Below are 26,671 nucleotides of genomic sequence, written 5' to 3' on the forward strand. Positions count from 1 at the left end.
TCTTCACCTCATTCTATAGTGTAATCACTCTAGCGGGCGGCTGCACATTTTAATGCGCTCAAAAAAAGACACATCGCAGTGGATGTGTCTCACTCATTATTCAGGCTTTAAGACAATCAACAGATCTCCAGTTTGAATCCCTTCTCCATTCGTGACATGAATTTCATCCACGACTGCTGAGAACGGTGCTTGTACCGTCGTTTCCATTTTCATCGCTTCATTGATCATCAAGTGCTCACCTTGAGAAATTTTCTGTCCTTTTTCAACAAGTACTTTGATGACAGTGCCTGGCATTGATGCCGCAATGTGATTTGGATTTGAGCGATCTGCCTTCATTTTTTCTTGAACGGAGGATTTGATGCTTTCATCCTTAATGACCACTTCACGCGGCTGTCCATTCAGTTCAAAGTAAAGCACTCTTGTAGCATCCGGATTCGGTTCTCCAATGGACACGAGTTTGACAATGAGGGTTTTCCCTTTTTCAATTTCCACCTCAATTTCTTCACCAAGTCTCATGCCGTAGAAGAAAGTTGGTGTGTCAAGAACAGAGATATCTCCATAGCTTTCTGCTGTTTGAACAAATTCAGAAAAGACTTTCGGGTATAAAGCATATGCAATGGCATCTTGTTCTGTCAACGTCAGATCATGTGATTCTTTGAACTGCTTTTTGATCTCTTCAAAGTCCACAGGCTTCAGTTTCTCACCCGGTCTGACAGTAAGCGGCTCCTCCCCTTTTAAAATCAGCTTTTGCAGCTTTTCTGGGAATCCGCCATGAGGCTGTCCTAAATAGCCTTTAAACAATTCAACAACCGAATCTGGGAAATCCAGTGTTGCTCCTTTTTCATAAACATCCTCTTCTGTCAGATCGTTTTGCACCATATAAAGTGCCATATCTCCGACCACTTTAGAAGACGGTGTCACTTTCACAATGTCACCAAACATGTCATTTACACGTCTGTACATTTCTTTTACTTCATTCCAGCGTTCGCCAAGGCCGACCCCTTTCGCCTGCTGTTGCAGGTTACTATACTGGCCACCAGGCATTTCATGCTCATAAATTTCTGTATGCGGTGAATTCATTCCGCTTTCAAACTCATGGTAATATTTTCTGACGGAATCCCAATATTGAGAAAGACGTTCAACCGCTTGAACATTCATTTCTGGCTTTCTTTCATGTCCGTCTAAAGCATAATATAATGAGCTCGCACTTGGTTGTGATGTGAGCCCCGCCATAGAGCTGACAGCAACATCAACAATATCAACACCTGCATCAATCGCTCTTGCATAGGTGAAGAGTCCATTCCCACTCGTATCGTGTGTATGAAGATGAATTGGAATCGTGAGCTCGTCTTTTAGAGCAGATACAAGCTCATAAGCCGCCTGCGGTTTTAATAATCCCGCCATATCTTTAATGCCCAAAATATGAGCGCCTGCAGATTCAAGCTCCTTCGCAAGAGAGACATAATATTTCAAATCATATTTCGGACGTGATGGATCAAGAATATCACCTGTATAACAAATCGCTGCCTCTGCCACTTTGCCGGATTCACGAACAGAATCAATGGCAAGCGTCATACCTTTGACCCAGTTTAGACTGTCGAAAATACGGAAGACGTCAATGCCTGCCTCTGCCGATTCCTTTACAAATGCTTTAATCACATTATCCGCATAGTTTGTATATCCGACAGCGTTTGATGATCTTAATAGCATTTGGAACAAAGTGTTTGGCACTTCTTGACGAAGCTCTTTCAATCTTTCCCAAGGATCTTCTTTCAAGAAACGATATGCCACATCAAATGTAGCACCGCCCCACATTTCCATACTGAATAGCTCTGGCCATAAGCCTGCTGTTGGCTGAGCAACTTTCTTTAAGTCGTGTGTTCTAAAGCGTGTTGCAAGCAGGGATTGATGTGCGTCTCTAAAGGTTGTATCCGTTAAGAGTACACCGCTTTGCTCTTTCACCCAATTGGCGAGCCCCTCAGGTCCATGCTTGTCTAACAATTGTTTCGTTCCAGAAGGAATCGTTTCATGGACAGCAAGTTTCGGCACATTTGGTTGATCAAAATGAGGCTTCTTATTTTCAGAAATACCAGGGAACCCATTAATGGTAACGTTACCAATATAAGTAAGCATTTTCGTTCCGCGGTCTTTTTGCTTAGGAAAGTTAAATAGCTCTGGTGTCGAATCAATAAACGATGTATCATATTCCCCTTTTAGAAAATTCTCGTGCTTCGCGACGTTTTCAAGAAACGGGATATTTGTTTTAATGCCGCGAATCCTGAATTCTTGTAAATTTCGGACCATTTTAGCCGCAGCTTGATCGAAAGTAAGTGCCCAAGTAGACAGCTTGACCAACAGTGAATCGTAAAAAGGCGTAATCACCGCACCTTGGAAGCTGTTCCCTGTATCAAGACGTACACCAAAACCACCGCCTGAACGGTAAGCCATGATTTTTCCTGTATCTGGCATAAAATCATTCAAAGGATCTTCTGTTGTGACCCTTGATTGAATGGCAAATCCATGTGTAAAGATATCTTCTTGTTTTGGTATCCCGACTTCTTTGCTGTGGAGGTCATGTCCTTTTGCGACAAGAATTTGGGTTTGGACGATATCGATACCTGTGATCATTTCTGTGATCGTGTGTTCCACTTGGACCCTAGGATTGACTTCAATAAAATAAAACTCGCCATTTGCCACTAGGAATTCTACAGTCCCTGCATTGATATACGATACATTCTGGGCCAGCTGAACAGCCGCTTCACAGATGTCTTCACGTAATTGATTAGAAAGAGACACACTTGGCGCAACCTCAATGACTTTTTGATGACGCCTTTGAACAGAGCAGTCACGCTCGTATAAATGAATGATATTGCCGTGATTGTCTCCAATCACCTGCACTTCAATATGTTTCGGATTTTCAATCAGCTTTTCAACATATACTTCGTCATTTCCAAAAGCCGCTTTCGCCTCTGACTTTGCACGGTCATAGGCTTCGCTTAGCTCCTCTTTTGATCTGACAATCCGCATACCTCGGCCGCCGCCTCCAAGTGAAGCTTTAATAATAAACGGGTAACCGTATTCTTCACCGAATTTTTCGACTTCTTTGACCGAATCAACTGGCCCGTCACTTCCTGGAATGACTGGAATTCCAGCTTTTTTCGCTTCATCTCTCGCTTTTACTTTATCTCCAAACATATCTAAATGTTGAGAAGTTGGGCCGATGAATTGGATGCCTTCCTCTTCGCATCGTCTTGCAAAATGAATGTTTTCAGATAAAAATCCGTATCCTGGATGAATCGCATCCACGTCATTTCGTTTTGCAATTTCGATGATCCCCTCGATATCAAGGTAGGCATCAATCGGCTTTTTCCCTTCTCCAACTAGATATGCTTCATCGGCTTTATAGCGATGATAAGAGCCCGAGTCTTCTTTGGAGTAAATGGCCACTGTACGTAAGTTGAGCTCCGTACAGGCCCTAAAGACTCTGATAGCGATTTCCCCTCTGTTTGCAACTAGAACCTTTTGAATTGTTCTCTGTGACATTCTCACTCCTCCATATCCCTTAAAATTTTATATGTACTCTATAATAAAGGAAGAAATGAAAACTGTACACTTTTGTTTTCTAAAGATTCAAAGTTTTCTGCAATCCATTTTTTTGAATCGATGGTTTGCTGATTGATTTTTTCTTTTTATAACGCTCTTTATATTCAGTGAACATGCTGATATTCAGCAATATTCCCATACATCCACTCAGTAAAATGATAGAGGATCCCCCGTAGCTGATAAACGGAAGTGTGACCCCAGTGATCGGAATGAGACCTGAAACACCGCCCAAATTAATACACGTTTGGATGGCAATCATTGAAGAAATTCCTATTGCAAGCAAACTTCCAAACGGATCTTCACACTTCCTCGCAATGTAAAAACCTTTCACGACAATAAAGCCAAGGAGAGCAAGGACAAAAAATACACCGAAAAAACCAAGCTCTTCCGAGATAATTGCCATGATAAAATCTGTATGCGGTTCTGGAAGGTATCCATACTTTTGTACACTCTCTCCAAGACCAAGCCCAAAAAAGCCGCCTGATCCAATCGCATAATATGAATTAATCAATTGATGCCCAGAAGCGCCTGCGTCTTTAAATGGATCTTGGAAACTCTCAAAACGTCCAAGACGATTCTGCGTGAAAATTTTATCCCAAAAAAGAATAATAAACGGTGTCACAACAACCATCACCGCACTAAATAAAGCGAGCAGCTTGGCCAGCGTTTTACCGCTAAACCCTGAGCATAAAATCATCGCAAGGGCAATCATACCAATGATAAAAGCTGTCCCATAGTCTGGCTGCAAAATAATAAATCCGCATAGGATGGAGACAACCACAATTGGAGGTGTAACCCCTCTTAAAATATGGTCAATATAATGCTGCTTCTTTGCATAGACAGCAGCAAGATAAATGATGACAACGATCTTCACGAATTCCGCTGGCTGAAGACTAAAAGGCCCAAATTTGATCCAGCTTCTAGCATTCCCTGCAATGTGACCGCCAAAGTACACATAAATGAGAGAAAACACAGATAGCAAAAGCATCACAATTTGGAATCTTTTATTTAAGAGCAGCTGATACGGAATGAGGGCTGTAAACATCAAGATGACCGCCCCGACAATCATAAATAAAAGCTGTTTCTTGAAAAAATTATCTGGCGCAGCATCATATCTGATCACAGATGTAATCATACTTGAGCTATACACCATCACCAAGCCGAATGCGCTAATTAATATAATGGCGAACAATAATGAGTAGTCATACGATTTTAGCATTCTCTTTAACATATAATCCTCTTCCTAACGTCTATTTCTACTGCTTGATATTCTCTTCTCTTAGCTGTTCTTATTCTACTACATTTTCTCCGTTTGATCCCGTTTTACCTCTTTATATTGTTCGTCTTTCATGAGACAATCAAGTCCGTTTGGCATCAAATAAAAAGGCGGACAAAAAAACTCAAACTTATGTTGTGGAAGTTTGAGTTTTCAATCATTATTTTTTTGTGAACGCATCATGAAGTGCTGATAATTCTCTCTCAAGTTTATCGAGTAGTTTTTTGCCTTCATGTTGATCAACTAATCCAAGCCGGACAGCGAAATCAATTTCTCTCGATAATCCGAACATTTGAGTATCTAAAACCTCTTCATAAAGAGGACATTGCGGCATCGTTAAGTTGTCCATTTGCACTTGGATCAATTTTAAAATTTTATCTGCATCCAATTTTAATAAAGCCAGTGCTTTTTGCCGATGATCGACTAAAATTTCTGACGCCAAAAGTATCCCTCCGTTCCCCAGGCGAGTACCTAATTCTTCTATTTATCATAAAGCGAAACGCCCAAAATTGCAAGCAGATTTGTACAGTTCGCTCTGTAAAAATAAAAAGAAGCCATTCGTCATTAAAAGATACTCATCTCATATTTTTCACTCATGAGCTCAAGCAGCTTAATACCCGCAATACTATTCCCTTTTTCATCCAAAGCAGGCCCAAATATACCTATCCCAAAGTCGTATGGCGCCGCCCCCATAATTCCGCCTGAAACACCACTTTTAGCAGGGATTCCGATATTGATTGCAAATTCCCCGCTCGCATTGTACATACCGCATGTGACCATAAACGTTTTACAAATTCTAGCAACATCTTTCGAAAGGATTTGCTTTCCTGTCTCTGGATGCCTGCCATCTAATGAAAAAACACACGCGATCTTCGCCAAATCCAGGCTATTCATCATGACGGCGCACTGCTTCGTATAGACATCCATCACCTCTTCTACATTCCCTTTAATGATATGATATTGCTTCATATAATAGCACATTGCGCGGTTAATCATTGATGTTTCAAATTCGGATGCAGCGGTTTCTTTGCAATATGTAATGGTGGTGTCATTGGCAAGCTCTCTAATAAAACCAAGCAGCCGGTTCAGCTGATCTTGCGGCGTTGCCCCTCTTATTAAACTTGTAACGGCAAGCGCTCCTGCATTAATCATTGGGTTAAGCGGCTTATTGGGGCTTGCAGTCTCTAGTTTAATCATCGAATTAAACGGGTCGCCAGTCGGTTCTTGTCCAACATATTGAAACACTTTTTTCGGTCCTTCTTCTGAGAGCACGAGCGCCAGTGCTAATACTTTTGAAATACTTTGCAGGGTGAATCGTTTATCAACATCTCCCGCTGAGTGGCACGTATTACTCACATGATAAACAGCGACAGATAAATCCGATTGATCCGCTTTACCGAGTGCCGGAATATAGGATGCTACCTTTCCATTTTTGGCCACCTTTTTTGCCTCTTCTACAAATCGCTGAAGCTCTTCATTGTCACGACATGCCATGCCCAAAATCCTCCCTATTTTTCGTCTAATCGTAGTGTGTACAAGGAAGTGCATGTTTATGAAAGTGACAAAGCGGGCGAAAACTTCTATAATTTATGTTGGAAAGGGGTTGTCTTGAACATGAGCATTATTCAAATCAAGGGGAACGTACAATACAAGATCACCATTGATCCGAGTGTATGGATTTTTGATGACCGTAAATTTTTAATGGATTCATTTTTTGAGAAAAGTGCAGCAAACGAAGAGCAGCAGCTAGATCAGGAACTCGATCAAGAGCGGGTCATAAGAGAAGGTCAAACACTTCCACCCACATTAAAAACAGAGAAAAAGTACGAAAAAGAAAGACTTGTCACAGGCAGCTTCGGGATGAAACTTGGCGACATGATAAAAAATGCAGAACCGCTCGAACAAGCGGAGACGTGTGAATTTGTCACAGAAACAGAAACGATTGCTGTTCCGCTCTCTAAGGCGATGGATAGCATTGCCCATTTCAGCCAAAATGGAAAGCCTATAACAGAAGAAGGACCAATCCACGTCTATTTCGAGGATCAGTCCAACATCACTCAGCCGATTAAAAGCGTCAAAGAGTTAATCATTACATAAGATGACGGGTCTGGACTATAATAAATCAGCTGCAAGCTGTGCAAGTCCAGACCTTTCTCCTTTGACAAGCTTGACATGTCCAGATATTTGCTGCCCTTTGAAACGCTCAATGACATATGTGAGCCCATTATTTAAACTGTCTAAATAAGGGTGATCAATCTGCTCTGGGTCTCCCATCAGCACAATTTTACTTCCCTCACCAACCCGCGTTAATAATGTTTTTACTTCGTGTTTTGTTAAATTTTGCGCCTCATCGATAATGATAAATTGATCTGGGATACTTCTCCCGCGAATATATGTTAAAGCTTCCACTTGAATTGAACCGATGCCCGCTAGTATCGCATCGAGTTCACCAGGTTTTTTTGTGTTAAATAAAAATTCTAGGTTGTCATAGATCGGCTGCATCCACGGTCTGAGCTTCTCTTCTTTTTCGCCTGGCAAATACCCTAAATCCTTACCGACAGGAACAATAGAGCGGGCCACGATGAGCTTTTTAAACATGCCGAGGTCCTCTGTCTGCATTAATCCAGCAGCAAGTGCAAGCAGTGTCTTTCCTGTTCCCGCTTTTCCGATAAGTGTCACAAGCGGAATATCGCGGCGCAAAAGTAACTCAAGCGCCATCGTTTGCTGGACATTTTTTGGGCGAATTCCCCAAATATGTTCTTGGTCATAAATAAGCCGTTTCACATGCTCTGCTTTTTGATCAAGCATCCCCAAAGCAGAACCACCTTCATTTCCCTTCATAATGATAAATTGATGAGGATTTAATGGCGCCTGGGTGACGTCTTTTATCGGTAACTGATTTTGCTTATAAAATGTATTCAGCTGCTCAGTCGGAATATAGAGCTCGTGATAGCCGTTATCAATGTCTTCATTTTGTAGCACTCGATCGCTTAAGAAATCCTCTGCTTGCAGACCAATGGCATCCGCCTTTACTCGCACTAGGACATCTTTGCTGACCAAAATAACAGGCCGGCCATCCGGTTTTGTTTCTTCCTCTAGGCTCAAATTCTTCGCAACAGCCAAAATCCGGTTATCGTTTGTTTTTTCGATGAAAATTTCTTGAAGTTCATGGAAAGAGCGATGATTCAGCTCAATACGCAGCGTTCCTTTTGACTCCAGCGTAATTTTTTCATGCAGTTTCCCTTTCGATCTCAACCCGTCGATTAAACGTGAGACACGTCGTGCATTTTGCCCAACCTCGTCCATATATCTCTTCTTCGAATCTACTTCTTCTAACACTACGGCCGGAATCACGACCTCGTTGTCTTCAAATGAAAAGATTGAATTCGGATCCTGTAATAACACATTTGTGTCTAATACATAAATTTTACTCAGGTCCTTCGCCTCCTGATCGGGGTTTCATTCATCCTTGTCTTTCCAAAAACGATTGTTAAAATATATGTTTTCATGAATAAAGTTAGAAGGTTAATTCAACAATAAAATAAATCATGCAGTTTGTGAAGGAGGGAATACACATGCGACTATTTTTGACGTTATTCATGGTTCAAACCATTCTTTTATTAGGCGCTTGCCAGCATCAAGAGAAGCCTTTGGCACAAGAACATGAAGACGGAAACAAGCATTTAGTAAGAGTATCAGACTCATCCAAGAAAAACACTGACAAAGCCCGCCCATCAACAGATGTGGCAAAGCACCTAGTGAATGTGACTGAGCATGTAGCAGATGTAAATGACGCAACAGCGATCGTCATCGGCAAGTATGCTGTCGTCGGCATTGATGTAAAAGATGATTTAGATAGAAGCAAAGTTGAAACCATTAAATATTCAGTCGCCAAAGCACTGAAAAATGACCCAGAAGGTGCGAATGCTGTTGTCGTCGCTGACCCTGATACAGTGAGCCGTTTAAAGGAAATGGGCAAAGAAATACAAGCTGGCAGGCCAGTAAGTGGAATTATGGACGAATTAGCAGCTATTGTGGGCCGTGTTATGCCAGAAATGCCTCGAAATGAAATCGACCGTAACGAAATAGATCCGACAAATGATCCGAACCATCAGCTCAAACAACAAGATCAAAAGCAATTAGAAAAAAACCAAAACGATCAATCAAACCATCATATGAATCAGAAGAAATAATGAGAACGGCTTATATCTATTGTGATATAAGCATCAGATTGTTGACAAAGGGCTAAAATGAACTTTATTTTGGCTCTTTGTCTTCTTTTCAGCGTGATAGAAAACCTTTGCAGCCCTAGGAAGGACGAGCATCGGCGCGGAGCGAATTTGACATTCGTGAGCACCGAAACGCAGGACTGACACCGAATGTGAAGGTTTGTCTACACGCTGCGGCTTATATCTCTTGTGATATAAGCCTTTTTTATACTGATTTTAAGTGGTTCAAAAAACATGCTATAATGAAGGCATGACCAAAGTGAGGTGAAAATGATGAGAGTGAAGTGCTCATTATGTGAAAAGCTTGAAACCATTAATGATGATACACTTGTTGCTAAACGGTTAAGAAATCGACCGATTCATACATATATGTGCGATGACTGCCAAGAAAGAATTAAAGTAAAGACAGAGGCACGCATCAAAACTGGCAGATTCTCTCTTTATCAAGATCCTGCGACGAAAGAGAAAAAGAAGAAAAAAGGAAAAAAAGAACAGAAGACATAAAAAAGACCTGACACAAGTTCAGGTCTTTTTTACGTACTTACTGTTCCTTCTTTTTTCGCACGATGCAGTCGTATTTTATAAATAATCAAAATGACAGCTGCCACAACCAGGCCTTCTGCGACTGGCAAGAAGATACCTAGAAATGTGAGAAACGTGCAACCAAAAATCAAAAACAAATAAATGACAAGTGCTTTTAAAATCGGTAAACGTCTAGCAAATCCGAGTTTAAAAACAATAATCGCTAAAACAAGGATGGTGCCATATAGGAGCCACATCCCTGTTTGCGGATTTTCATCGACACGAAACAGCATCGCGAAAAAGGATAGATTCTCACTTACTTCCTGATCATTCAAAAAGATTCCCTCCCCTTATCTTTCAGGGTTCTATCTTTTTAATTCTTCATGGAATTAAGATAATCCTGCTAGCTTTTTCTTCTTCGCAGCTTTCTCACGTTCGTTTTTATCTAAAATTTTCTTTCTTAAACGGATCGATTCCGGTGTAACCTCACAGTATTCGTCTTCATTTAAGTACTCAAGAGATTCCTCAAGTGACATAATACGTGGTTTTTTCATGCTCACCGTTTGATCTTTTGTCGCTGAACGTACGTTTGTTTGTTGTTTCATACGACTCACGTTGACAACAAGATCGTTTTCACGGTTATGCTCACCAACAATCATTCCTTGGTATACTTCAACACCCGGCTCAACGAAAATCACACCGCGCTCTTCAACACCTTGGATTCCGTAAGCAGTTGCTTTACCTGTTTCCATTGAAACAAGTACACCTTGACGGCGTCCACCAACTTGACCAGACTGCATCGGCTGGTAGCTGTCAAATGTATGGTTCAAAATACCAAAACCACGAGTTAATGAAAGAAATTCAGTTGTATATCCGATTAAACCACGTGATGGCACTGTAAAGATCAGGCGAACTTGACCGTTACCATTATTGATCATGTCAATCATTTCACCTTTTCTTGCACCCATTGATTCCATAACAGAGCCAGTATGCTCTTCAGGTACATCAATTTGAACACGCTCTACAGGCTCACATCGAACACCATCTACTTCTTTTACAATAACTTCTGGCTTCGATACTTGCAGTTCAAACCCTTCACGTCTCATATTCTCAATCAGAATGGATAAGTGAAGCTCACCGCGTCCTGATACGACCCAAGCATCAGGTGAATCCGTTGGATCTACACGAAGACTTACGTCTGTTTGAAGCTGCTGTTCTAAACGCTCTTCAATTTTACGTGATGTCACGTACTTTCCTTCACGTCCTGCAAATGGGCTGTTATTCACAACAAATGTCATTTGAAGTGTCGGCTCATCAATACGAAGGATCGGCAAAGCCTCTTGGTGTTCTACAGGGCAGACTGTTTCTCCTACGTTGATGTCTTCCATACCAGATACTGCGACAAGATCTCCAGCTTTCGCTTCATTGATTTCCACTCGTTTTAACCCTTGGAAACCAAAAATCTTTGTCACGCGGAATTGTTTTACACTGCCATCCACTTTCATTAGAGCAACTTGCTGTCCTACTTGCATCGTTCCTCTAAATACACGGCCAATTCCAATTCTTCCAACATAATCATTGTAATCAAGTAGCGCCACTTGGAATTGAAGCGGCTCTTCATGGTTGTCGACTGGGCATGGGATATGGTTGACAATCGCTTCAAACAACGATTCCATGTTTTCATCTTGCTTACTAGCATCGTTACTCGCTGTACCATTGATTGCTGATGCATATACAACTGGGAATTCAAGCTGTTCTTCTGTTGCATCCAATTCAATGAACAAGTCAATGACTTCATCGACTACTTCAGCTGGACGAGCAAAGTCACGGTCAATTTTATTGACAACAACAATTGGTGTTAAGTTTTGCTCAAGTGCTTTTTTTAGCACGAATCGTGTTTGAGGCATACAACCTTCATATGCATCCACAACGAGAAGTACACCATCTACCATTTTCATGATACGCTCAACTTCACCACCGAAATCGGCGTGTCCTGGTGTATCTAAAATATTAATGCGTGTATCTTTATAATGGATCGCAGTATTTTTAGCTAAGATCGTAATACCGCGCTCTCGCTCTAAATCATTTGAATCCATGGCTCTCTCAGCGATATTTTCATTCGCACGGAAAGTACCAGCTTGATGGAGCAATTGGTCAACAAGCGTCGTTTTACCATGGTCAACGTGGGCAATAATTGCGATGTTGCGAAGGTCTTTTCGAAGTTTCACATTTTCATCTCCTAAAATAATTAGATAACTTTCATATTATATCACAATCCCCTTTAAATGCCGATCGTTTTTCTGTAAACTTATATTAACTCTAAAAAAAGGGATGGAGACAAATGAAACAAATCAAATGGCTTCTATTATTATGTGCATTACTTGCGGTTGTCAGTATGGCGTTTATTGGGGTAACTCTTGCAGAAAAAAACGTGCTGGGTATTTGTCTAAGTATTGTGTTCGCCATGATTTTCATGGGTACAGGATTTACATTAAAACGAAAATTAAACGTACAATCATAAAATTTATGAAAAGCCTTTTACATTTTACATGTAGAAGGCTTTTATTTTGGGTAAAAACAAGACCAACCACCTATGTAACACTAGTGATTCAACTAAAAAATTCATATAGTGTTGGCAAATCTAAGCAATCTGAACTCTTCCATTTTTCGACAAGAACTTTTATAGTTCTCCAAAATCAAACACAAAGTTACATTTTTCCTATTCTTCCACAAAGTTTCTCATGGTATGCTGTTCTTGCAACAAAATTTAACAGAAAAGGGAGAGAAAAGAAGCATGAAGAAGTTTTTGAGCAAATCGCTCAGCTCTGTTGTATTTTTCGCTTTAGCTATCATTTTTACTTTCACAACAGTAGCTCCTGGGCAAGCAAGTGCTGCAACTTTCAAAGGGATTCCTTTTGAGCAGCAACAAATTATTAAAGAATTATTGGAGAAAAACGAGCGTGTCATCAACATTCTCATCAATTCATTTGTTGAGGAAGACAACAACTACACATTTGATGTGAAAAAAGCTGTTGAGCTCGGTTTGACTGAAGAAGAAGCGGCGACTGCTGAGAAATTCTTAGATCGCGCAGCTGTTCTTACAATCGTTTTCAGTGAAAGCATCACTAAAAACGAAAAAGGAAAATTAGTTTTTGATGCAGAAAAAGCTGTTGAACTTGGTCTTACTAAAGAAGAAGCAACTAAATTCGAAAAGCTTTTCAAATCAGTGATCAGAATTGCTGATCTTGCTGGTGATGCACTTGTTCTAGACAAAAAAGGAAACGTTGTAATTGATTCTAAAATCGCTAAAGGTCTTGGATTCAGCTCTACTGAATTACTTGTTTTCAACCAATTGCTTAAGAAAATTCCTCAAGAGCAATTAAAAACGTTCTATGATGCAGTTCAAATTGCTAAAGAAAAATTGAACTAAGCTCAAAAAACCCCCATCCGGTTCATCCAGATGGGGGTTCTTTCTTATATCCAATAGATCAAGAGCATGATGAGATAGACGATACTAAAAACGATACTTGCCCTTAATAACAGTTTTCCATAGTAGCGCTTTTCAAACTTTCTTTTTTCTTCTTTTTCATCTATGAACGGTATAAAATCTGTTGACTTTGCAATAGAGACTGGTTCTTTCATTTCTTCATATAGATGAAGGCATTTTTTGCATGAACGTAAGTGCTCATTCACTAATTGATTTGTTTCTTCACTCGTGTCCCCTTCTATATAAAGTGGTAATAGTTCTTCAATCAAATAACAGCTCATTTGTTGAACTCCTCACAATGTAGCTTTCGTTTCAGCTCTAATCTTGCTCGATGAAGGGTTGTCTTTACTTTAGGTAAAGTCCAATTCAAAATTTCCGCTACTTCTTCATACGATAATTCCTGAATATCTCTTAAAATGAGGACTTCTCGGTAAGAATCCTTCAATTGATTGATCTGGCTCCACAGCCTTTGAATATCAGCTTGCGTTTCTAAATGCTCTTCAGGTGTCATGAATATCTGCTGCTCTAAAAAGTCAGCTTTTTCTACATCCGTAAAAGTTCGTTTTACTTTTCGGCGATAGTCGTTGACAAATGTATGATAAGCAATGGTGTAAAGCCATGTTTTAATGCTTGAATGTCCTTTAAAAGAGGATAATCCATGCAGTGCCTTGATAAATACATCCTGCGCAAGATCCTTGGCTGTTTCGACATTTCCCGTTCTGCGATATAAATATTTGGTGATTTCCTGAAAATATTCTTCATATATTTTTTCAATTTGATTGGTCGGTCTAGACATCAAAAATAAAACCACACAGTCATCCAAATTGATAAAACGATAAAAAAGAAGTATAACGAAGAAATAAACCACTTCATGCGTTTTAATTCGTGATAATCGCTCTGATCCTCAGTGTGGACAGGAGCAAACTCGTTTCCCTTAACGGAATGCTGAAACTGCTTCTCATGCATCTTCATCCAGTTAGAAGCCTCTTCTCCAAGCTCCCCTTCCTGATACAATTCATATAAGTCTTGAAAGATGGCTTGTTTTTCTTTATCTGTCAAAACGTTGCACCTCTTTTGTTCGTCCATTTACTTCATATATTTTCCGCTCATTCGATCCGAAGGTTTGAATGATCACAAACCACGAAATGCTCATTTTTCCCTCTTTGTCGATCATTCTCACCGGCTTGATTTGTTTTTTATAGATGGCATAAGGTTCATACTTTTTGAGGATTTGCTGATAGACTTCATCACGTTCTTGATTCGATACCGTATGCGGTAAAGAAGAGTCTGATTGCCAATTCAACGCAATTCCATCGGCATCTCTCGTCACATGAAGTAAATGGGATGACCCGTGAAAAGTATATTGTTTGTGTTCACGAGATCCTGTTTCTGTCTTCACGTCTTTTGACTGTTTCCCTATCATTTCCAACAAATCTTCGTCACTGATATTTCCTTTTTTCTGTTGAAGAATCGCTTTTGATAGCTGTATTTTCAGCAATTCTTTCGTTGAACCATTAAACACAAATGTAGATTGATCGGCTGTCTTTACCTCCACTTCATGCTGCCACTGAAAATAAAAGCCATCAACGTCTGTAATCTGATAATCTGTTGGCTGTAAATTTAGCTTTTTATAAATACGATTTATTTTCGTTTTCATTTCTTTGTTTGATAAATTGATCCCGTCTATATCCTTTAATTGAAAGATGGCGTTCCCATATTGCGCTTGTCGAAGCGTCTCTTTTTTCCATGTGGCAAACGCTAGGCTCTCATCTTTATTCTGAGACATTTTTGGCAAAAGAAGAACGCTTGTCTCCCCGTCTTCTTTTTCAATCACTACATGAATGCGGTCTAGATCAACGGATCGGCCGCTTCTTTCAAAAAATTCAATGGTTTTTTCCCTATATTCTTTATCGGTCAAATGCTGACCCTTTGCGCGACCATTATAAAAATAGCTGTTTAATTCACCTGTAAACGCAGAAACATTCACTTCATATTGATCGGCTGCAAACACGTAGTTATCAGAGATCGGCTGTTTACTAGTCGTTGAATATAATGTAGTGTCCGATGGTACAAACTTTGAAGCGAATGCTTTTGCACTTGCTTCAGATAAAGGGCGATATTCTTCTGAGAAAGTATCTGTCAGTTCCGTTTTAGTAAATTGAAACATGATATGTGGGAGATTTAGGATCGGGTTCAGCATTAGCGTAAAAAAGACGACAATTCCCCAAGCACCCCACTGTCTCAACTTCCCCTTGTTTTGTAGTAACACACATAACAAATGTAATGTCATAAAGCTTCCTGCAGCCGCTGCTAAAATCACAATGGATTTAAACGAAGATTGTAGCTCATACTTCGAGATAGAAGGATAAAAAATATACAGCAGCGCAGCGAAAATCAGGCCATAGAAAAACAGCAATTCTTTCCACTTCTGATGCCAAAACAAACGAAAGAATAGGTGAAGTACCAAAGCGGCAAAGCCAATCATAAGCAAAATGATGATCAAATCTCTCCATATCAGCTCCGCATCACCGCTGAGAAAGAACTTTTTGCTCTCAACTAACACAATAAATACCGTTTGACATAAAGGCAGAAGTAACACAGATAAATCAAATGCAAAAAACATGCCCCTATTTTTTAAATAAGGAAGAGAAATCACATAGAAAAGTGATGCAAGCAAGACATATCCATAGATGAGAAATTGCATGAAATCTGTCAGCACTTCAAATGTTTCGATCGTATACTGTCTAGCTAGAACTTGGTGAATCATCTCAAGTGTCATACTCCCTAGCAGAACTACTCTTAATACGATTCCAGCATAAAATACATAACTACTCTTCTTTTCTTTCCATATGGGAAGTGTAATGAAAAGGACAAATAGTCCAAGCACACACCATTGAATCATGTGGATACTGTACTCATTTAAAATAAAAAACCTTTCAAAATGGAGGGATAAATCACTAAACAAATCAAACATTGCTACACAATCCTTTACATCAAATTAAGGCCTCATTCGTTTAGACATCTGCCTTACCAAAAAGTTTCAGGAAAAACAAAAAATCACTTCATTCTCATGAAGTGATGTTGTTTATTTTTTATTTCCGCTTCCTTTTATGTAATCATGCAAGATTTTCTCACAGACGGATCGATTTCCGGCAACAATGCTATTTTTCTCTAGAAACGTTAAGCGTTCTCCGTGAATATTCGAGTAAACAGCGCCTACCTCATCAAGCAACACACATCCAGCAGCATAATCCCATGGCGCTAGCCTTAACGTGACATATGCGTCGCTTCTTCCGCTTGCAATATAAGCCAGTTCAAGTGCAGCTGATCCAATCGTTCTTGTTCCTCTCACATCGCGTACGAGACGGGCAAACGGCTTAGCGTCAAAATGGGGGCTTTCAATCGCCCATGTTGGGTTAATGCCGACAATGGCTTTTTCAATGGCGACATCTTTTAAAGGCGGGAGTAAGGTATCGTTCATATACGCCCCTTCTCCTTTGACTGCATGATAGAGCTCGTCATGAATGACGTCATAAATAAGACCGATTTTCCCCACACCATGTTCAAATATCCCAATTGAAATGGCAAAATTTCGTTTTTGATGGACAAAGTTCATGGTGCCATCAATTGGATCAATGATCCATACTATCCCGTCAAGAGAGGTCACTTCTTCCCCTTGGCCCTCTTCTCCTAAAATATGATGATCTGAAAATGTCGACTGTATCTTTTCAATGAAGAAACGTTCTGTTTCTTTATCGATGTTTGTGACAAGATCATTTGGATTTGATTTTGTTTCAATTGATAGACCTTCCTGCATGGATTCTTTAATGCGGCTACCCGCTTCTTTTACCCAAAGCTTTGCAAGTCGGTCAATTTCCACCCAGTTTGTCATCGTACTGTAAACCTCTTTTCTATGTAGTACCTATTTGTATTAGCATACTGATATTATGTACGTAAAAGCAAGAAAAAAGCAGCTTCATACAAAAACGAACCGATGAATTGGTTCGTTTTTACCTCACCTTGTTTTACCCTTGAAGCTGCTCCCATTCTTTTCTTAGGCGCTCAAGCTTTCGTTTGCTGCGTTCTACTTGGATATCGTCTTTTTGCTCGATGGCTTCATGAAGCGTAGAAAGCTCATAATCAACCTCTAATCTCCACACAGCGATGCGATTCTTCTTCTCTTGTCTATACCCATGCTTCACGATTTGCTTCATTGGTCAACGCCCCTTCCAGAGAATGATTCATTCCTTGTCAGTTTTCATTGATAAAAAATACAATCGATAAGAGAAATGGTTCTTGCTTATATCGTATGAAGCGATCGCATAACCGCAACGACATTCTGAAAATTGTGTTTTTACCTATTTGTTATGTACCACAAAATCGATGTTTTTAAACGCCGAACCAAGATCCCTGCTATCTTTCTCTTTAAAGTGCATCTTTTTTTGAGCTTGACCCAAGCTATGATAAAATATGATCAGCGAAAAGATACAGGAGGCATAACATGAGTGAAATGCGTTTTAGAGATGAAGATTTTGAAACATTCACAGTAGACGGTTTAGATGAACGTATGGCCGTATTAAAAGAGAGAGTCCGTCCAAAGCTTGAAGCACTTGGTGAACATTTTGCACCGCTTCTTTCTTCTATTACAGGAGACGAAATGTTTGTCCACGTGGCAAAACATGCAAGAAGATCAGTCAACCCGCCAAATGACACTTGGGTGGCTTTCGCTAACAGTAAGCGTGGGTATAAAAAGCTCCCTCATTTTCAAATTGGGCTTTGGAAAACTCATGTATTTGTATGGTTTGCGCTCATTTATGAATCTCCAGTAAAAGGTGAATATGGGCAATTATTTGAAAAAGAGCTGGACACGATCCAAAAGAAAATACCGCAAGACTTTGTTTGGTCTAAGGATCATATGAAACCGGACGTCCTCCGCCACAGCGAACTTGATGCTGAACAGCTGAGAACACTATTTGAACGTGTTCAAACAGTCAAAAAGGCCGAACTCCTTTGCGGCATCCAGCTTCCTAGAGAAGAAGTTGTTCAAATGAATAATGAAGAATTCTTATCAAAAATTGAAGATGCCTTCCGCACAGTAACTTATCTATACCGCTTTACACAAAAAGAATCTGTATAAAAAAACGAGCCTATATAGATAGGCTCGTTTTTTACATCCGTATCATAGCTGTTTCTTCAGCCTCTCTTGCACTTTTTACTGTGCGATAAGGGGAATACCCACTTCCCTTTTCAAACGCCGCACAATGCGTCTTTTCTTCTGCTTTTGATGGTACAACTTCTTTAAATCGTTTATAAGCCTCTAGTAACGCTTGTTTCGCAATTCCTGTTTCATAGGCTTTTTCAACGGCTTGAAAAAATGAAATGACCGCCATCTTTTCTTCAGTTGTCCAGTCGACGTCCATTGGATATTGATATTCCATTTACTTGTCCCTCACTTTAATCCACATTTCTTATTTGAACTTTTATTATAGCATCTGTTTGATCAGAATCCGATTGATTTTATGCTTTACATTCCGATCAGTTCATAATATAATTCTTTTGTTTTATGCAATGAAATCTGCTGTTATTGGGATAATAATAGCAGGTATTTCGATGAAGGTGGGAAAGCAATTGTCACAACATGATACACCCTTATACACTGGACTAAAAAAACACGCTTCAACTAATCCAGTCCAATTTCACATTCCAGGCCATAAAAAAGGAGCCGGAATGGACCCTGAATTTAGAGCATTCATTGGAGACAATGCATTAAGCATTGACCTTATTAATATAGAACCTCTTGATGATTTACATTCGCCTCGAGGAATGATCAAAGAAGCACAGGAGCTTGCAGCAGAAGCATTTGGTGCCGACCATACGTTTTTCTCTATACAAGGAACAAGCGGCGCGATCATGACAATGGTGATGACCGTCTGTGGCCCTGGAGACAAAATTATTGTTCCACGTAATGTCCATAAGTCGATTATGTCTGCTATTGTATTTTCTGGTGCAGTACCTGTTTTTATTCACCCGGAAATTGACAAAGAGCTTGGCATCTCTCATGGCATCACGCCAGAGTCAGCTAAAAAAGCGCTGACTAAACACCCAGATGCGAAAGGGCTGCTTGTGATTAACCCAACGTATTTTGGCATTTCAGCTGATTTAAAAACCATTGTAGAGATTGCTCATTCGTATGACGTACCTGTTCTTGTAGATGAGGCACATGGTGTGCATATTCATTTTCACGATGAGCTTCCATTGTCTGCGATGCAGGCGGGAGCTGATATGGCAGCAACAAGTGTGCATAAACTTGGCGGCTCTCTCACCCAAAGCTCGATTTTAAATATAAAAGAAGGGCTTGTTTCAAAGGATCGAGTACAATCTATTTTAAGCATGCTGACAACTACGTCTACTTCTTATTTGCTTTTAGCCTCCCTGGATGTCGCTAGAAAGCGATTAGCGACTGAAGGAAAGGCGCTTGCAGATGAAGCCATTCGATTAGCTGAATCAGCAAGAACTCGTTTAAACGAAATTGAAGGTATTACTTGTATTGGTCAAGAAATTCTCGGTTCACCTTCTACTTACGATTATGACCCAACAAAATTAATCATCTCCATTAAAGACCTTGGACTGAATGGCCATGATGTGGAGAAATGGCTGAGAGAAAGCTACCGAATTGAAGTAGAGCTCTCTGACCTATACAACATTTTATGTATCGTGACGCCTGGCGATTGTGATGAGACGATTGATACGCTTGTAACGGCTATGAAGGAAATTGCGGCCACCTCTGCACGTCAAGGCGGCAAACAAGCCGTGACAGAAGTGTTACTGCCTGAGATCCCTTCGCTTGCGATGACGCCGCGTGACGCTTTTTACGCAACAACGGAAGTCATTCCATTTAAAGAAGCGGCTGGCCGTATCATTGCAGAATTTGTCATGGTTTATCCGCCTGGTATTCCTATTTTTATACCAGGAGAAATCATCACAGAAGAAAATATCTCCTATATCTTTAAAAATATCGAAATCGGTCTTCCTGTTCAAGGACCAGAAGATTCCACACTAGATATGATTCGTGTCATTAAAGAACAAAAAGCCATTTTATAAAAAAGAAACATGCAGCCCCAATTGGAGCTGCATGCTTTTTTATTTATTCAGAGGCTTCATCACAGCAATGACAGTGACCACATGTTCCATAAAGTGTTGTCACTTTTTCATTTTCAAATTGATCAATGGTTTCATTGCAATCTTGACAAATAATTGTACCCACGTACATTCCCCTTTTCTTTACTCAAAGTTTGAAAGCGTTTAATCTATTTCATACCTCTATAATATGATGTCACATTTAAGTTGTCAACGGTTAATTGTATGACACATTTAATTATTTTTTATAAATATATGCTTTTTTCTCATCATATTGAGGAAACGTTTCAAATGTATTTTCCTTCATATCAATTCTGTAACAATTGAGTAACAATCGAAAATTGTCAAAAAGGACGTGATACACTAGAGTGACTAACAGGGAACTAGCTCCTAAAAATGTTGGTACAACCCCAAAGGATTTTGAGGTGAATAGATTGAATTTTATGAGGACCCTTCTCATTATATTCCCTATGCTCTTTGTACTTAGTTCATGCTCATTTGCGTATATCATACCGAATCAGACAGACCAGGTCAGTCATATTCAAAAGCCGAGAATTCTCTTTTTTACTGATGCAGAAAATCTTGATAAAGAAAGTCCTTATTATGACGCAGTGCTCGATTTAAAAAATGAATATCCGAAGGAAATGTCCAAGATGATTGTCAAAGAAGATCGTAAAGGCTGGAAAAATGAAGTAGACGAACTGCCGGCTATTTTACTTGTCAATAATGAAAAAGTCATTGTGAAGGTGGAAGGTAATGTCCGAAGTAAAGAGGATATCTTATCACCCATATGCCAAGCATTAGATCGAGTGAATACAAATTAACGGTTCGACTTTGCACTTATATATCCATATGAAAAAAGCCCTCAGCTCATGAGGGCTTTTTGTTTTCAGCGAGGTTTCACATACATAAAAAACCCCTCTCCGTGTGGAGAGGGTTTCAACGTTCATTATTTTACGATATGGATTGGGCTTCCGATTGCTACTTCAGCCGTTTCCATTGTGATTTCACCTAAAGTTGGGTGAGCGTGAATTGTCATTGCGATATCTTCAGCTGTCACACCAGCTTCAATTGCAAGGCTAAGCTCTGAAATCATATCAGAAGCACCAACACCTGCGATTTGTGCACCAATCACAAGACCATCCTCTTTACGAGTGATCATTTTCATGAAGCCATCAGTTGCATCAAGAGAAAGTGCACGTCCGTTCGCTGCGAATGGGAATTTCGCTGCAACGATGTCGATTCCTTCTTCTTTTGCTTCTGCTTCAGTGTATCCAACAGTTGCAAGTTCTGGCTCAGAGAATACAACAGCAGGAATACCAAGGTAATCAATTTCAGCTGGCTCTCCAGCGATTGCTTCAGCAGCAATTTTACCTTCGTAAGAAGCTTTGTGTGCAAGTGGTGGTCCATCAACGATGTCACCAATTGCATAGATGTTTGAAACGCTTGTACGGCATTGTTTGTCAGTTTTGACAACTCCGCGGTCTGTCAATTCAACACCAACTTGCTCAAGACCAAGCTCATCTGTGTTTGGACGACGACCAACAGTCACAAGTACGTAGTCAGCATCGACAGTTTTTTCTTCACCTTTTACTTCGAAAGTAACAGTGACACCGTCAGATTTTTCTTCAACGCCTTTTGCAAGAGCGTTTGTATGAATTTCAACGTTTCCTTTTTTCTTCAGATTACGTTTCACTAATGAGCTCATTTGCTTTTCAAAACCTGGAAGGATTTCGTCTCCACCTTCAAGGATGACAACTTCTGTTCCAAAGTTCGCATAAGCAGTACCAAGCTCAGTACCGATGTATCCACCACCGATGACAACTAACTTTTTAGGTACTTCTTTAAGCGCTAAAGCACCAGTTGAGTTAATCACGCGGTCTGTGTATTTAAATGTAGGCAATTCGATTGGACGAGATCCAGTTGCAAGAATTGCATTTTTAAATGTATAAGTCTGCGCTGAATTTTCATCCATGACACGTACAGAGTTGCTGTCTACGAAATAAGCTTCACCTTTGACGATGTCTACTTTATTTCCTTTTAGAAGACCTTGAACTCCACCTGTTAATTTGTTTACAACAGAAGCTTTCCACTCTTGAACTTTTGTGAAATCAACTGTTACGTTTTCAGCTTTGATACCCATGTCTTCAGAATGCTTTGCATTCTCGAAACGATGTCCAGCATTGATCAATGCTTTTGAAGGGATACAGCCGACGTTTAGACATACGCCGCCAAGTGTTCCTTTTTCAACGATTGTTACTTTTTGTCCTAGCTGTGCAGCACGAATAGCAGCTACATATCCACCAGGACCTGCACCGATGACAAGAGTATCTGTTTCGATTGGGAAATCTCCTACTACCATGAATTTACGCCTCCATTAAAATTAATTGTGGATCATTCAATAAACGCTTGATGTGGTTAAGGGCATTTTGCGCAGTAGCTCCATCAATCATACGGTGGTCAAAGCTTAGGGAAAGAGCTAAGACTGGAGCTGCAACGATTTCGCCATCACGAACAACCGCTTTTTCAGCGATACGGCCAATACCAAGGATCGCTACTTCTGGGTGGTTGATGACTGGAGTAAACCATTGTCCACCAGCAGAACCGATGTTTGTGATTGTGCAAGATGCACCCTTCATTTCAGCTGGAGCCAATTTACCATCACGTGCTTTTGTTGCAAGCTCGTTGATTTCGTTAGATACTTCGAAAATCGCTTTGCGATCTGCATTTTTCACAACTGGAACAAGCAAGCCTTTTTCAGTATCTGCTGCAATTCCGATGTTGTAGTAATGCTTTTGAACAACTTCATCTGTTTTATCATCGATAGAAGTGTTAAGTACTGGGTACTTTTTCAAAGCAGAAGTTAGAGCTTTTACAACGTAAGGCAAGTAAGTTAACTTGATTCCTTGATCAGCTGCAACTTGTTTGAATTGTTTACGATGTGCAACAAGATTTGTTACATCAACTTCATCCATTAATGTTACGTGAGGAGCTGTGTGCTTAGAGTTCACCATTGCTTTCGCGATCGCTTTGCGGATTCCGCTCATTTTCTCGCGAGTTTCTGGGAATTCTCCTTCTAGAACTGGAGCTGCTGCCGCTTTTGGAGCTGCTTCTTCTTTCGCACTTTCAGCTGCTTGAGGTGCTGCTTCTTGAGTTGCTGCAGAACCGCCATTAAGGAAGCTGTCGATATCTTCTTTTAGCACGCGGCCATTTTTACCAGTACCTGCAACTTTGTAAATTTCAACGCCTTTTTCACGCGCATATTTACGTACAGATGGCATAGCAATAACGCGTTTGTTAGGATCAGCATCTACTTGCTCTTGTGCGCCAGCACCAGTTGCTGCTGCCGCTTCTTCTTGAGCAACTTCTTTCTTTTCAGGCTCGTTACCAGCTTCAGCAGTACCTTGTACTTGAGCTTCAGTTTTCGCTTCGCCTTCTTCTTCGCTGCCTTTAAATTGAAGATTTTCGTAACCAGGTGCATCAAACGTAATGATTGTTTGTCCTACAGTTGCAACTGTTCCCTCTTCAACTTTTAATTCTAATACTTTTCCTTTAACAGGTGAAGGAATTTCTACAACTGCTTTATCATTTTGTACCTCTGCTAAAACGTCATCTTCATTGATTTCGTCGTTTGGTTTTACAAACCACTTAACGATCTCACCTTCGTGGATACCTTCTCCGATGTCCGGAAGTTTAAATTCAAATGCCACTGTTTTTCGCCTCCTAGATTATGTTAAACCCTTGTTCTGTCAACATTACACGGTCATGTAATTGATAAAGGGGAAGAGAAATAAATTCTTTTCCCCTCTGTCATTTAATTAAAATTCAAGAACTTTCTTAGCTGTTTCAAGCACGTCTTTATGGTTTGGAAGCCATACGCTCTCAGCTTGAGAGAAAGCAAATACAGTATCAGGTGCAGCTACACGAAGTACTGGTGCTTCTAGGCTAAGAATTGCTCTATCATTGATTTCAGCTACTACGTTTGCTGCAATACCAGCTTGTTTTTGTGCTTCTTGAACAACGATCGCACGGCCTGTTTTTTCAACAGAAGCGATGATTGTTTCAATATCAAGCGGGCTCACTGTGCGAAGGTCGACGACCTCAGCAGAAACGCCTTCTTTTTCAAGTTCTTCAGCAGCTTTAAGTGATTCGTGAACCATTGCACCGTAAGTGATGATTGAAAGGTCAGAACCTTCACGTTTCACGTCAGCTTTACCGATTTCAATTGTGTACTCTTCTTCAGGAACTTCCTGACGGAAAGAACGATAAAGTTTCATATGCTCAAGGAATACAACCGGATCGTTGTCACGGATTGCAGAAATTAATAGTCCTTTTGCATCGTAAGGTGTTGAAGGAATAACAACCTTGATACCAGGCTGTTGTGCAATAAGACCTTCTAAGCTGTCAGCGTGAAGCTCAGGTGTGTGAACTCCTCCGCCAAATGGAGAACGGATTGTCACTGGAGAATGCCAGCGTCCACCAGAACGGTAACGCATACGAGCCATTTGTCCAGAAACAGAATCTAATACTTCGTAAACGAATCCGAAGAATTGAATTTCCATTACTGGGCGGAATTCTTGTAGTCCAAGGCCAATTGCAAGACCGCCAATACCAGATTCAGCAAGTGGAGTATCGAATACACGATCCTCACCAAACTCTTTTTGCAATCCTTCAGTCGCACGGAATACGCCGCCGTTTTTACCAACGTCTTCTCCGAAAACAAGAACGTTTTCGTCATTTTTCAGTTCTGTGCGTAACGCATCAGTGATCGCTTGAATCAATGTCATTTGCGCCATGGCTTACTTCGACTCCTTCTGTTTGTAGATTTCAAGCTGTTCAACCAAGTTAAATGGTTTCACATCGTACATGTTTTCAATCAAATCAGTGACTTTCTGCTTAGGCTGTTCGTCAGCTTCTTTGATTGCTTGTTTGATTTGTTCTTTTGCATCTTCGATGACTTTATTCTCTTCTTCTTCAGACCAAAGGCCTTTGTTTTCCAAGAATTTGCGGTAGCGTACCAATGGATCTTTTTGCTCCCACTCATTTTCATCTTCTTTTGTACGATATCTTGTTGGATCGTCACCAGCCATTGTATGTGGGCCGTAACGGAATGTAAGAGTTTCAATTAATGTTGGACCTTCACCATTTACAGCACGCTCACGAGCTTCTGCAGTCGCTGCGTATACAGCTAATGCATCCATACCGTCAACTTGTACGCCTACGATACCAGCTGCAGCTGCTTTTTGTGCAATCGTTTGTGCAGCAGATTGCTTTTCAACAGGTGTAGAGATCGCATATCTGTTGTTTTGGACAACAAAAATCGCTGGCGCTTTGTAAGCCCCTGCAAAGTTAATACCTTCGTAGAAATCACCTTGTGAAGCTCCACCATCACCAGTGTAAGTGATTGCAACAGCATTTTTACCGCGCTTTTTCAAACCAAGAGCTACACCAGCAGCTTGAATGATTTGTGCACCGATAATGATTTGCGGAGAAAGTGCATTCACATCTTCAGGCATTTGGTTTCCAACAAAGTGTCCACGAGAGAACAAGAATGCTTTTGTTAGTGGAAGACCATGCCAGATTAATTGTGGTACATCACGATATCCTGGAAGAATGAAATCTTCTTTCTCAAGTGCAAAGTGAGTTGCAAGCTGAGAAGCTTCTTGTCCAGCTGTTGGCGCATAGAAGCCAAGACGTCCTTGACGGTTCAATGAAATTGAACGTTGATCTAATACACGTGTAAACACCATACGGCGCATTAATTCTTTTAATTGGTCATCTGAAAGATCTGGCATTGCCGCTTCGTTTACGACTTCGCCTTTTTCGTTTAAAATTTGGAACGTTTCAAACTGCTTTTTGATGGCATCGAATTGCTTTTTGCTATCAACAATTGCTTTTTTTGTTTTTGCAGCCATTCTAAAGTCACCTCTTCCTTTCTTTTAACAGTCAATTTGTCGTGAATCCATTTATACATACAGATATAGGATAACCCAAAATGCTCATATGACTCCTGTATATAATAGCCACAAAGATCATTGTCGAAACATTGGATGATCGCTTGCTTTTGAGTTTTTCTAACTGTATTAACGATAGTTCACAAAAAACTAATACAACTTCTGTTAACAAGGAATAGTTTACAACAAGAAAAATAGTCCGTCAATTGATTTAACGGCTTTATTTAAATAAATGTATTCGCTTTACTTTTTATGGTGACCTGTATCAATCTGTTTAATCAACAGCACAAACTGTACTAGTATAGAGTGGATCACTGTACTACAATAGCACATGTTTGTTTTTGTCGAAAAATAAAAAAAGAGCTATTTCCAACTCTTTTGAACGTGATGGACAAAGGGCCAAAATGGACTTCATTTTAACCCTTTCTCTTCTTTTCAGTTTGACATCTTGGAAAAACGAGTA

27 protein-coding genes are annotated in these 26,671 nt (G+C 40.2%); 8 read left to right on the forward strand and 19 right to left on the reverse strand.

The features are described 5' to 3' along the window. Positions 1 to 96: 96 nt before the first annotated feature. From pyc to glsA, 4 genes are all read right to left on the reverse strand, one after another. Positions 97 to 3,543, reverse strand: coding sequence for a pyruvate carboxylase (gene pyc / locus ACTJJQ_RS04415; protein ID WP_440599985.1), 3,447 nt, complete (start codon positions 3,541 to 3,543; stop codon positions 97 to 99). A 79-nt stretch (positions 3,544 to 3,622) separates the two neighbouring features. Then, the gene (ftsW, locus tag ACTJJQ_RS04420; protein ID WP_007499829.1) at positions 3,623 to 4,834 is read right to left on the reverse strand and encodes a putative lipid II flippase FtsW; all 1,212 of its coding nucleotides are present in this window, start codon (positions 4,832 to 4,834) and stop codon (positions 3,623 to 3,625) included. A 205-nt stretch (positions 4,835 to 5,039) separates the two neighbouring features. Further along, positions 5,040 to 5,321 carry a YlaN family protein gene (locus ACTJJQ_RS04425; RefSeq protein ID WP_003212509.1) on the reverse strand — a complete coding sequence of 94 codons (282 nt, stop codon included), beginning with the start codon at positions 5,319 to 5,321 and terminating at the stop codon, positions 5,040 to 5,042. A gap of 122 nt (positions 5,322 to 5,443) precedes the next feature. Next, the gene (gene glsA / locus ACTJJQ_RS04430; RefSeq protein ID WP_019743436.1) at positions 5,444 to 6,373 is read right to left on the reverse strand and encodes a glutaminase A; all 930 of its coding nucleotides are present in this window, start codon (positions 6,371 to 6,373) and stop codon (positions 5,444 to 5,446) included. Positions 6,374 to 6,493: 120 nt separating this feature from the next. On the opposite strand from glsA, the gene ACTJJQ_RS04435 reads away from it, so the two are divergent. Next, entirely contained in the window at positions 6,494 to 6,976 is a 483-nt protein-coding gene (locus tag ACTJJQ_RS04435) for a peptidyl-prolyl cis-trans isomerase (RefSeq protein WP_159159603.1), read from the forward strand. A 15-nt stretch (positions 6,977 to 6,991) separates the two neighbouring features. Here ACTJJQ_RS04435 and ACTJJQ_RS04440 read toward each other — a convergent pair whose 3' ends face one another. After that, the gene (locus ACTJJQ_RS04440; protein ID WP_039168623.1) at positions 6,992 to 8,314 is read right to left on the reverse strand and encodes a PhoH family protein; all 1,323 of its coding nucleotides are present in this window, start codon (positions 8,312 to 8,314) and stop codon (positions 6,992 to 6,994) included. 140 nt (positions 8,315 to 8,454) lie between these two features. Here ACTJJQ_RS04440 and ACTJJQ_RS04445 point away from each other — a divergent pair, with 140 nt between their 5' ends. Beyond that, on the forward strand, positions 8,455 to 9,072 hold the full coding sequence (locus ACTJJQ_RS04445; RefSeq protein ID WP_440599986.1) for a YhcN/YlaJ family sporulation lipoprotein: 618 nt from the start codon (positions 8,455 to 8,457) through the stop codon (positions 9,070 to 9,072). Positions 9,073 to 9,381: 309 nt separating this feature from the next. Then, positions 9,382 to 9,612: a YlaI family protein gene (locus ACTJJQ_RS04450; protein ID WP_008345063.1), complete on the forward strand. Its 231-nt coding sequence runs from the start codon at positions 9,382 to 9,384 to the stop codon at positions 9,610 to 9,612. Between the two features lie 29 nt (positions 9,613 to 9,641). Here the strand turns inward: ACTJJQ_RS04450 and ACTJJQ_RS04455 are convergent, their stop codons facing one another. Beyond that, a complete protein-coding gene (locus ACTJJQ_RS04455) occupies positions 9,642 to 9,923 on the reverse strand; it encodes a YlaH-like family protein (RefSeq protein ID WP_045034298.1) in 282 nt (93 codons plus the stop codon). Positions 9,924 to 10,019: 96 nt separating this feature from the next. Then, positions 10,020 to 11,858 carry a translational GTPase TypA gene (typA, locus tag ACTJJQ_RS04460; RefSeq protein ID WP_008345068.1) on the reverse strand — a complete coding sequence of 613 codons (1,839 nt, stop codon included), beginning with the start codon at positions 11,856 to 11,858 and terminating at the stop codon, positions 10,020 to 10,022. Positions 11,859 to 11,971: 113 nt separating this feature from the next. Here typA and ACTJJQ_RS04465 point away from each other — a divergent pair, with 113 nt between their 5' ends. Together ACTJJQ_RS04465 and ACTJJQ_RS04470 are read left to right on the forward strand one after the other, a co-directional pair. Further along, positions 11,972 to 12,151, forward strand: coding sequence for a DUF5325 family protein (locus ACTJJQ_RS04465; protein WP_003211596.1), 180 nt, complete (start codon positions 11,972 to 11,974; stop codon positions 12,149 to 12,151). 273 nt (positions 12,152 to 12,424) lie between these two features. Next, the gene (locus tag ACTJJQ_RS04470) at positions 12,425 to 13,060 is read left to right on the forward strand and encodes a hypothetical protein (protein ID WP_203144304.1); all 636 of its coding nucleotides are present in this window, start codon (positions 12,425 to 12,427) and stop codon (positions 13,058 to 13,060) included. 44 nt (positions 13,061 to 13,104) lie between these two features. Here the strand turns inward: ACTJJQ_RS04470 and ACTJJQ_RS04475 are convergent, their stop codons facing one another. The 6 genes from ACTJJQ_RS04475 to ACTJJQ_RS04500 all read right to left on the reverse strand — a co-directional run bounded on the left by ACTJJQ_RS04475 (position 13,105) and on the right by ACTJJQ_RS04500 (position 17,331). Then, a complete protein-coding gene (locus ACTJJQ_RS04475; protein ID WP_008345075.1) occupies positions 13,105 to 13,398 on the reverse strand; it encodes an anti-sigma factor family protein in 294 nt (97 codons plus the stop codon). Beyond that, on the reverse strand, positions 13,395 to 13,913 hold the full coding sequence (locus ACTJJQ_RS04480) for a sigma-70 family RNA polymerase sigma factor (protein WP_349926118.1): 519 nt from the start codon (positions 13,911 to 13,913) through the stop codon (positions 13,395 to 13,397). Before ACTJJQ_RS04480 ends, ACTJJQ_RS04475 begins: the two co-directional genes overlap by 4 nt. Further along, positions 13,913 to 14,176 (reverse strand): hypothetical protein, encoded by a 264-nt coding sequence (locus ACTJJQ_RS04485; RefSeq protein ID WP_203144303.1) that lies wholly within the window; start codon positions 14,174 to 14,176, stop codon positions 13,913 to 13,915. Before ACTJJQ_RS04485 ends, ACTJJQ_RS04480 begins: the two co-directional genes overlap by 1 nt. After that, positions 14,166 to 16,019, reverse strand: a complete 1,854-nt coding sequence (locus ACTJJQ_RS04490; RefSeq protein ID WP_234717147.1) for a hypothetical protein — start codon at positions 16,017 to 16,019, stop codon at positions 14,166 to 14,168. Before ACTJJQ_RS04490 ends, ACTJJQ_RS04485 begins: the two co-directional genes overlap by 11 nt. 183 nt (positions 16,020 to 16,202) lie before the next feature. Continuing rightward, positions 16,203 to 17,009 carry an inositol monophosphatase family protein gene (locus ACTJJQ_RS04495; RefSeq protein ID WP_046343457.1) on the reverse strand — a complete coding sequence of 269 codons (807 nt, stop codon included), beginning with the start codon at positions 17,007 to 17,009 and terminating at the stop codon, positions 16,203 to 16,205. 133 nt (positions 17,010 to 17,142) lie between these two features. Continuing rightward, complete coding sequence (locus tag ACTJJQ_RS04500; protein WP_008345085.1) at positions 17,143 to 17,331, reverse strand: hypothetical protein; 189 nt, start codon at positions 17,329 to 17,331, stop codon at positions 17,143 to 17,145. A 287-nt stretch (positions 17,332 to 17,618) separates the two neighbouring features. Here ACTJJQ_RS04500 and ACTJJQ_RS04505 point away from each other — a divergent pair, with 287 nt between their 5' ends. Beyond that, the gene (locus ACTJJQ_RS04505) at positions 17,619 to 18,254 is read left to right on the forward strand and encodes a DUF1054 domain-containing protein (protein WP_035392176.1); all 636 of its coding nucleotides are present in this window, start codon (positions 17,619 to 17,621) and stop codon (positions 18,252 to 18,254) included. A 31-nt stretch (positions 18,255 to 18,285) separates the two neighbouring features. Here ACTJJQ_RS04505 and ACTJJQ_RS04510 read toward each other — a convergent pair whose 3' ends face one another. Beyond that, a complete protein-coding gene (locus ACTJJQ_RS04510) occupies positions 18,286 to 18,555 on the reverse strand; it encodes a UPF0223 family protein (RefSeq protein ID WP_008345089.1) in 270 nt (89 codons plus the stop codon). A 190-nt stretch (positions 18,556 to 18,745) separates the two neighbouring features. On the opposite strand from ACTJJQ_RS04510, the gene ACTJJQ_RS04515 reads away from it, so the two are divergent. Next, positions 18,746 to 20,218, forward strand: coding sequence for an aminotransferase class I/II-fold pyridoxal phosphate-dependent enzyme (locus ACTJJQ_RS04515; RefSeq protein WP_090756397.1), 1,473 nt, complete (start codon positions 18,746 to 18,748; stop codon positions 20,216 to 20,218). Positions 20,219 to 20,261: 43 nt separating this feature from the next. Here ACTJJQ_RS04515 and ACTJJQ_RS04520 read toward each other — a convergent pair whose 3' ends face one another. Continuing rightward, entirely contained in the window at positions 20,262 to 20,381 is a 120-nt protein-coding gene (locus ACTJJQ_RS04520) for a GapA-binding peptide SR1P (protein WP_003212464.1), read from the reverse strand. Between the two features lie 316 nt (positions 20,382 to 20,697). Here ACTJJQ_RS04520 and ACTJJQ_RS04525 point away from each other — a divergent pair, with 316 nt between their 5' ends. Beyond that, positions 20,698 to 21,078, forward strand: a complete 381-nt coding sequence (locus ACTJJQ_RS04525; RefSeq protein ID WP_223255627.1) for a hypothetical protein — start codon at positions 20,698 to 20,700, stop codon at positions 21,076 to 21,078. Between the two features lie 125 nt (positions 21,079 to 21,203). On the opposite strand, the gene lpdA is transcribed toward ACTJJQ_RS04525, so the two are convergent. The 4 genes from lpdA to pdhA form a co-directional block, all read right to left on the reverse strand. Next, positions 21,204 to 22,616, reverse strand: coding sequence for a dihydrolipoyl dehydrogenase (gene lpdA / locus ACTJJQ_RS04530; RefSeq protein ID WP_003211097.1), 1,413 nt, complete (start codon positions 22,614 to 22,616; stop codon positions 21,204 to 21,206). Between the two features lie 4 nt (positions 22,617 to 22,620). Then, a complete protein-coding gene (locus ACTJJQ_RS04535) occupies positions 22,621 to 23,964 on the reverse strand; it encodes a dihydrolipoamide acetyltransferase family protein (protein ID WP_008345100.1) in 1,344 nt (447 codons plus the stop codon). A gap of 108 nt (positions 23,965 to 24,072) precedes the next feature. Further along, on the reverse strand, positions 24,073 to 25,050 hold the full coding sequence (pdhB, locus tag ACTJJQ_RS04540) for a pyruvate dehydrogenase complex E1 component subunit beta (protein WP_007498597.1): 978 nt from the start codon (positions 25,048 to 25,050) through the stop codon (positions 24,073 to 24,075). Positions 25,051 to 25,053: 3 nt separating this feature from the next. After that, positions 25,054 to 26,169 (reverse strand): pyruvate dehydrogenase (acetyl-transferring) E1 component subunit alpha, encoded by a 1,116-nt coding sequence (gene pdhA / locus ACTJJQ_RS04545; RefSeq protein WP_007498599.1) that lies wholly within the window; start codon positions 26,167 to 26,169, stop codon positions 25,054 to 25,056. Positions 26,170 to 26,671: the final 502 nt, after the last annotated feature.

The sequence above is a fragment of the Bacillus sp. 22483 genome (assembly GCF_052044605.1).
GTDB classification, from domain to species: Bacteria; Bacillota; Bacilli; order Bacillales; family Bacillaceae; genus Bacillus; species Bacillus altitudinis.

Bases quoted from the DNA above. Each gene is read 5' to 3' on its own strand.
- pyc (WP_440599985.1), bottom strand. From the start codon at position 3,543: ATGTCACAGAGAACAATTCAAAAGGTTCTAGTTGCAAACAGAGGGGAA.
- ftsW (WP_007499829.1), bottom strand. From the start codon at position 4,834: ATGTTAAAGAGAATGCTAAAATCGTATGACTACTCATTATTGTTCGCC.
- glsA (WP_019743436.1), bottom strand. From the start codon at position 6,373: ATGGCATGTCGTGACAATGAAGAGCTTCAGCGATTTGTAGAAGAGGCA.
- ACTJJQ_RS04435 (WP_159159603.1), top strand. From the start codon at position 6,494: ATGAGCATTATTCAAATCAAGGGGAACGTACAATACAAGATCACCATT.
- ACTJJQ_RS04445 (WP_440599986.1), top strand. From the start codon at position 8,455: ATGCGACTATTTTTGACGTTATTCATGGTTCAAACCATTCTTTTATTA.
- ACTJJQ_RS04450 (WP_008345063.1), top strand. From the start codon at position 9,382: ATGAGAGTGAAGTGCTCATTATGTGAAAAGCTTGAAACCATTAATGAT.
- ACTJJQ_RS04455 (WP_045034298.1), bottom strand. From the start codon at position 9,923: ATGCTGTTTCGTGTCGATGAAAATCCGCAAACAGGGATGTGGCTCCTA.
- ACTJJQ_RS04465 (WP_003211596.1), top strand. From the start codon at position 11,972: ATGAAACAAATCAAATGGCTTCTATTATTATGTGCATTACTTGCGGTT.
- ACTJJQ_RS04470 (WP_203144304.1), top strand. From the start codon at position 12,425: ATGAAGAAGTTTTTGAGCAAATCGCTCAGCTCTGTTGTATTTTTCGCT.
- ACTJJQ_RS04475 (WP_008345075.1), bottom strand. From the start codon at position 13,398: ATGAGCTGTTATTTGATTGAAGAACTATTACCACTTTATATAGAAGGG.
- ACTJJQ_RS04480 (WP_349926118.1), bottom strand. From the start codon at position 13,913: ATGTCTAGACCGACCAATCAAATTGAAAAAATATATGAAGAATATTTT.
- ACTJJQ_RS04490 (WP_234717147.1), bottom strand. From the start codon at position 16,019: ATGATTCAATGGTGTGTGCTTGGACTATTTGTCCTTTTCATTACACTT.
- ACTJJQ_RS04495 (WP_046343457.1), bottom strand. From the start codon at position 17,009: ATGACAAACTGGGTGGAAATTGACCGACTTGCAAAGCTTTGGGTAAAA.
- ACTJJQ_RS04500 (WP_008345085.1), bottom strand. From the start codon at position 17,331: ATGAAGCAAATCGTGAAGCATGGGTATAGACAAGAGAAGAAGAATCGC.
- ACTJJQ_RS04505 (WP_035392176.1), top strand. From the start codon at position 17,619: ATGAGTGAAATGCGTTTTAGAGATGAAGATTTTGAAACATTCACAGTA.
- ACTJJQ_RS04510 (WP_008345089.1), bottom strand. From the start codon at position 18,555: ATGGAATATCAATATCCAATGGACGTCGACTGGACAACTGAAGAAAAG.
- ACTJJQ_RS04525 (WP_223255627.1), top strand. From the start codon at position 20,698: ATGAGGACCCTTCTCATTATATTCCCTATGCTCTTTGTACTTAGTTCA.
- lpdA (WP_003211097.1), bottom strand. From the start codon at position 22,616: ATGGTAGTAGGAGATTTCCCAATCGAAACAGATACTCTTGTCATCGGT.
- pdhB (WP_007498597.1), bottom strand. From the start codon at position 25,050: ATGGCGCAAATGACATTGATTCAAGCGATCACTGATGCGTTACGCACA.
- pdhA (WP_007498599.1), bottom strand. From the start codon at position 26,169: ATGGCTGCAAAAACAAAAAAAGCAATTGTTGATAGCAAAAAGCAATTC.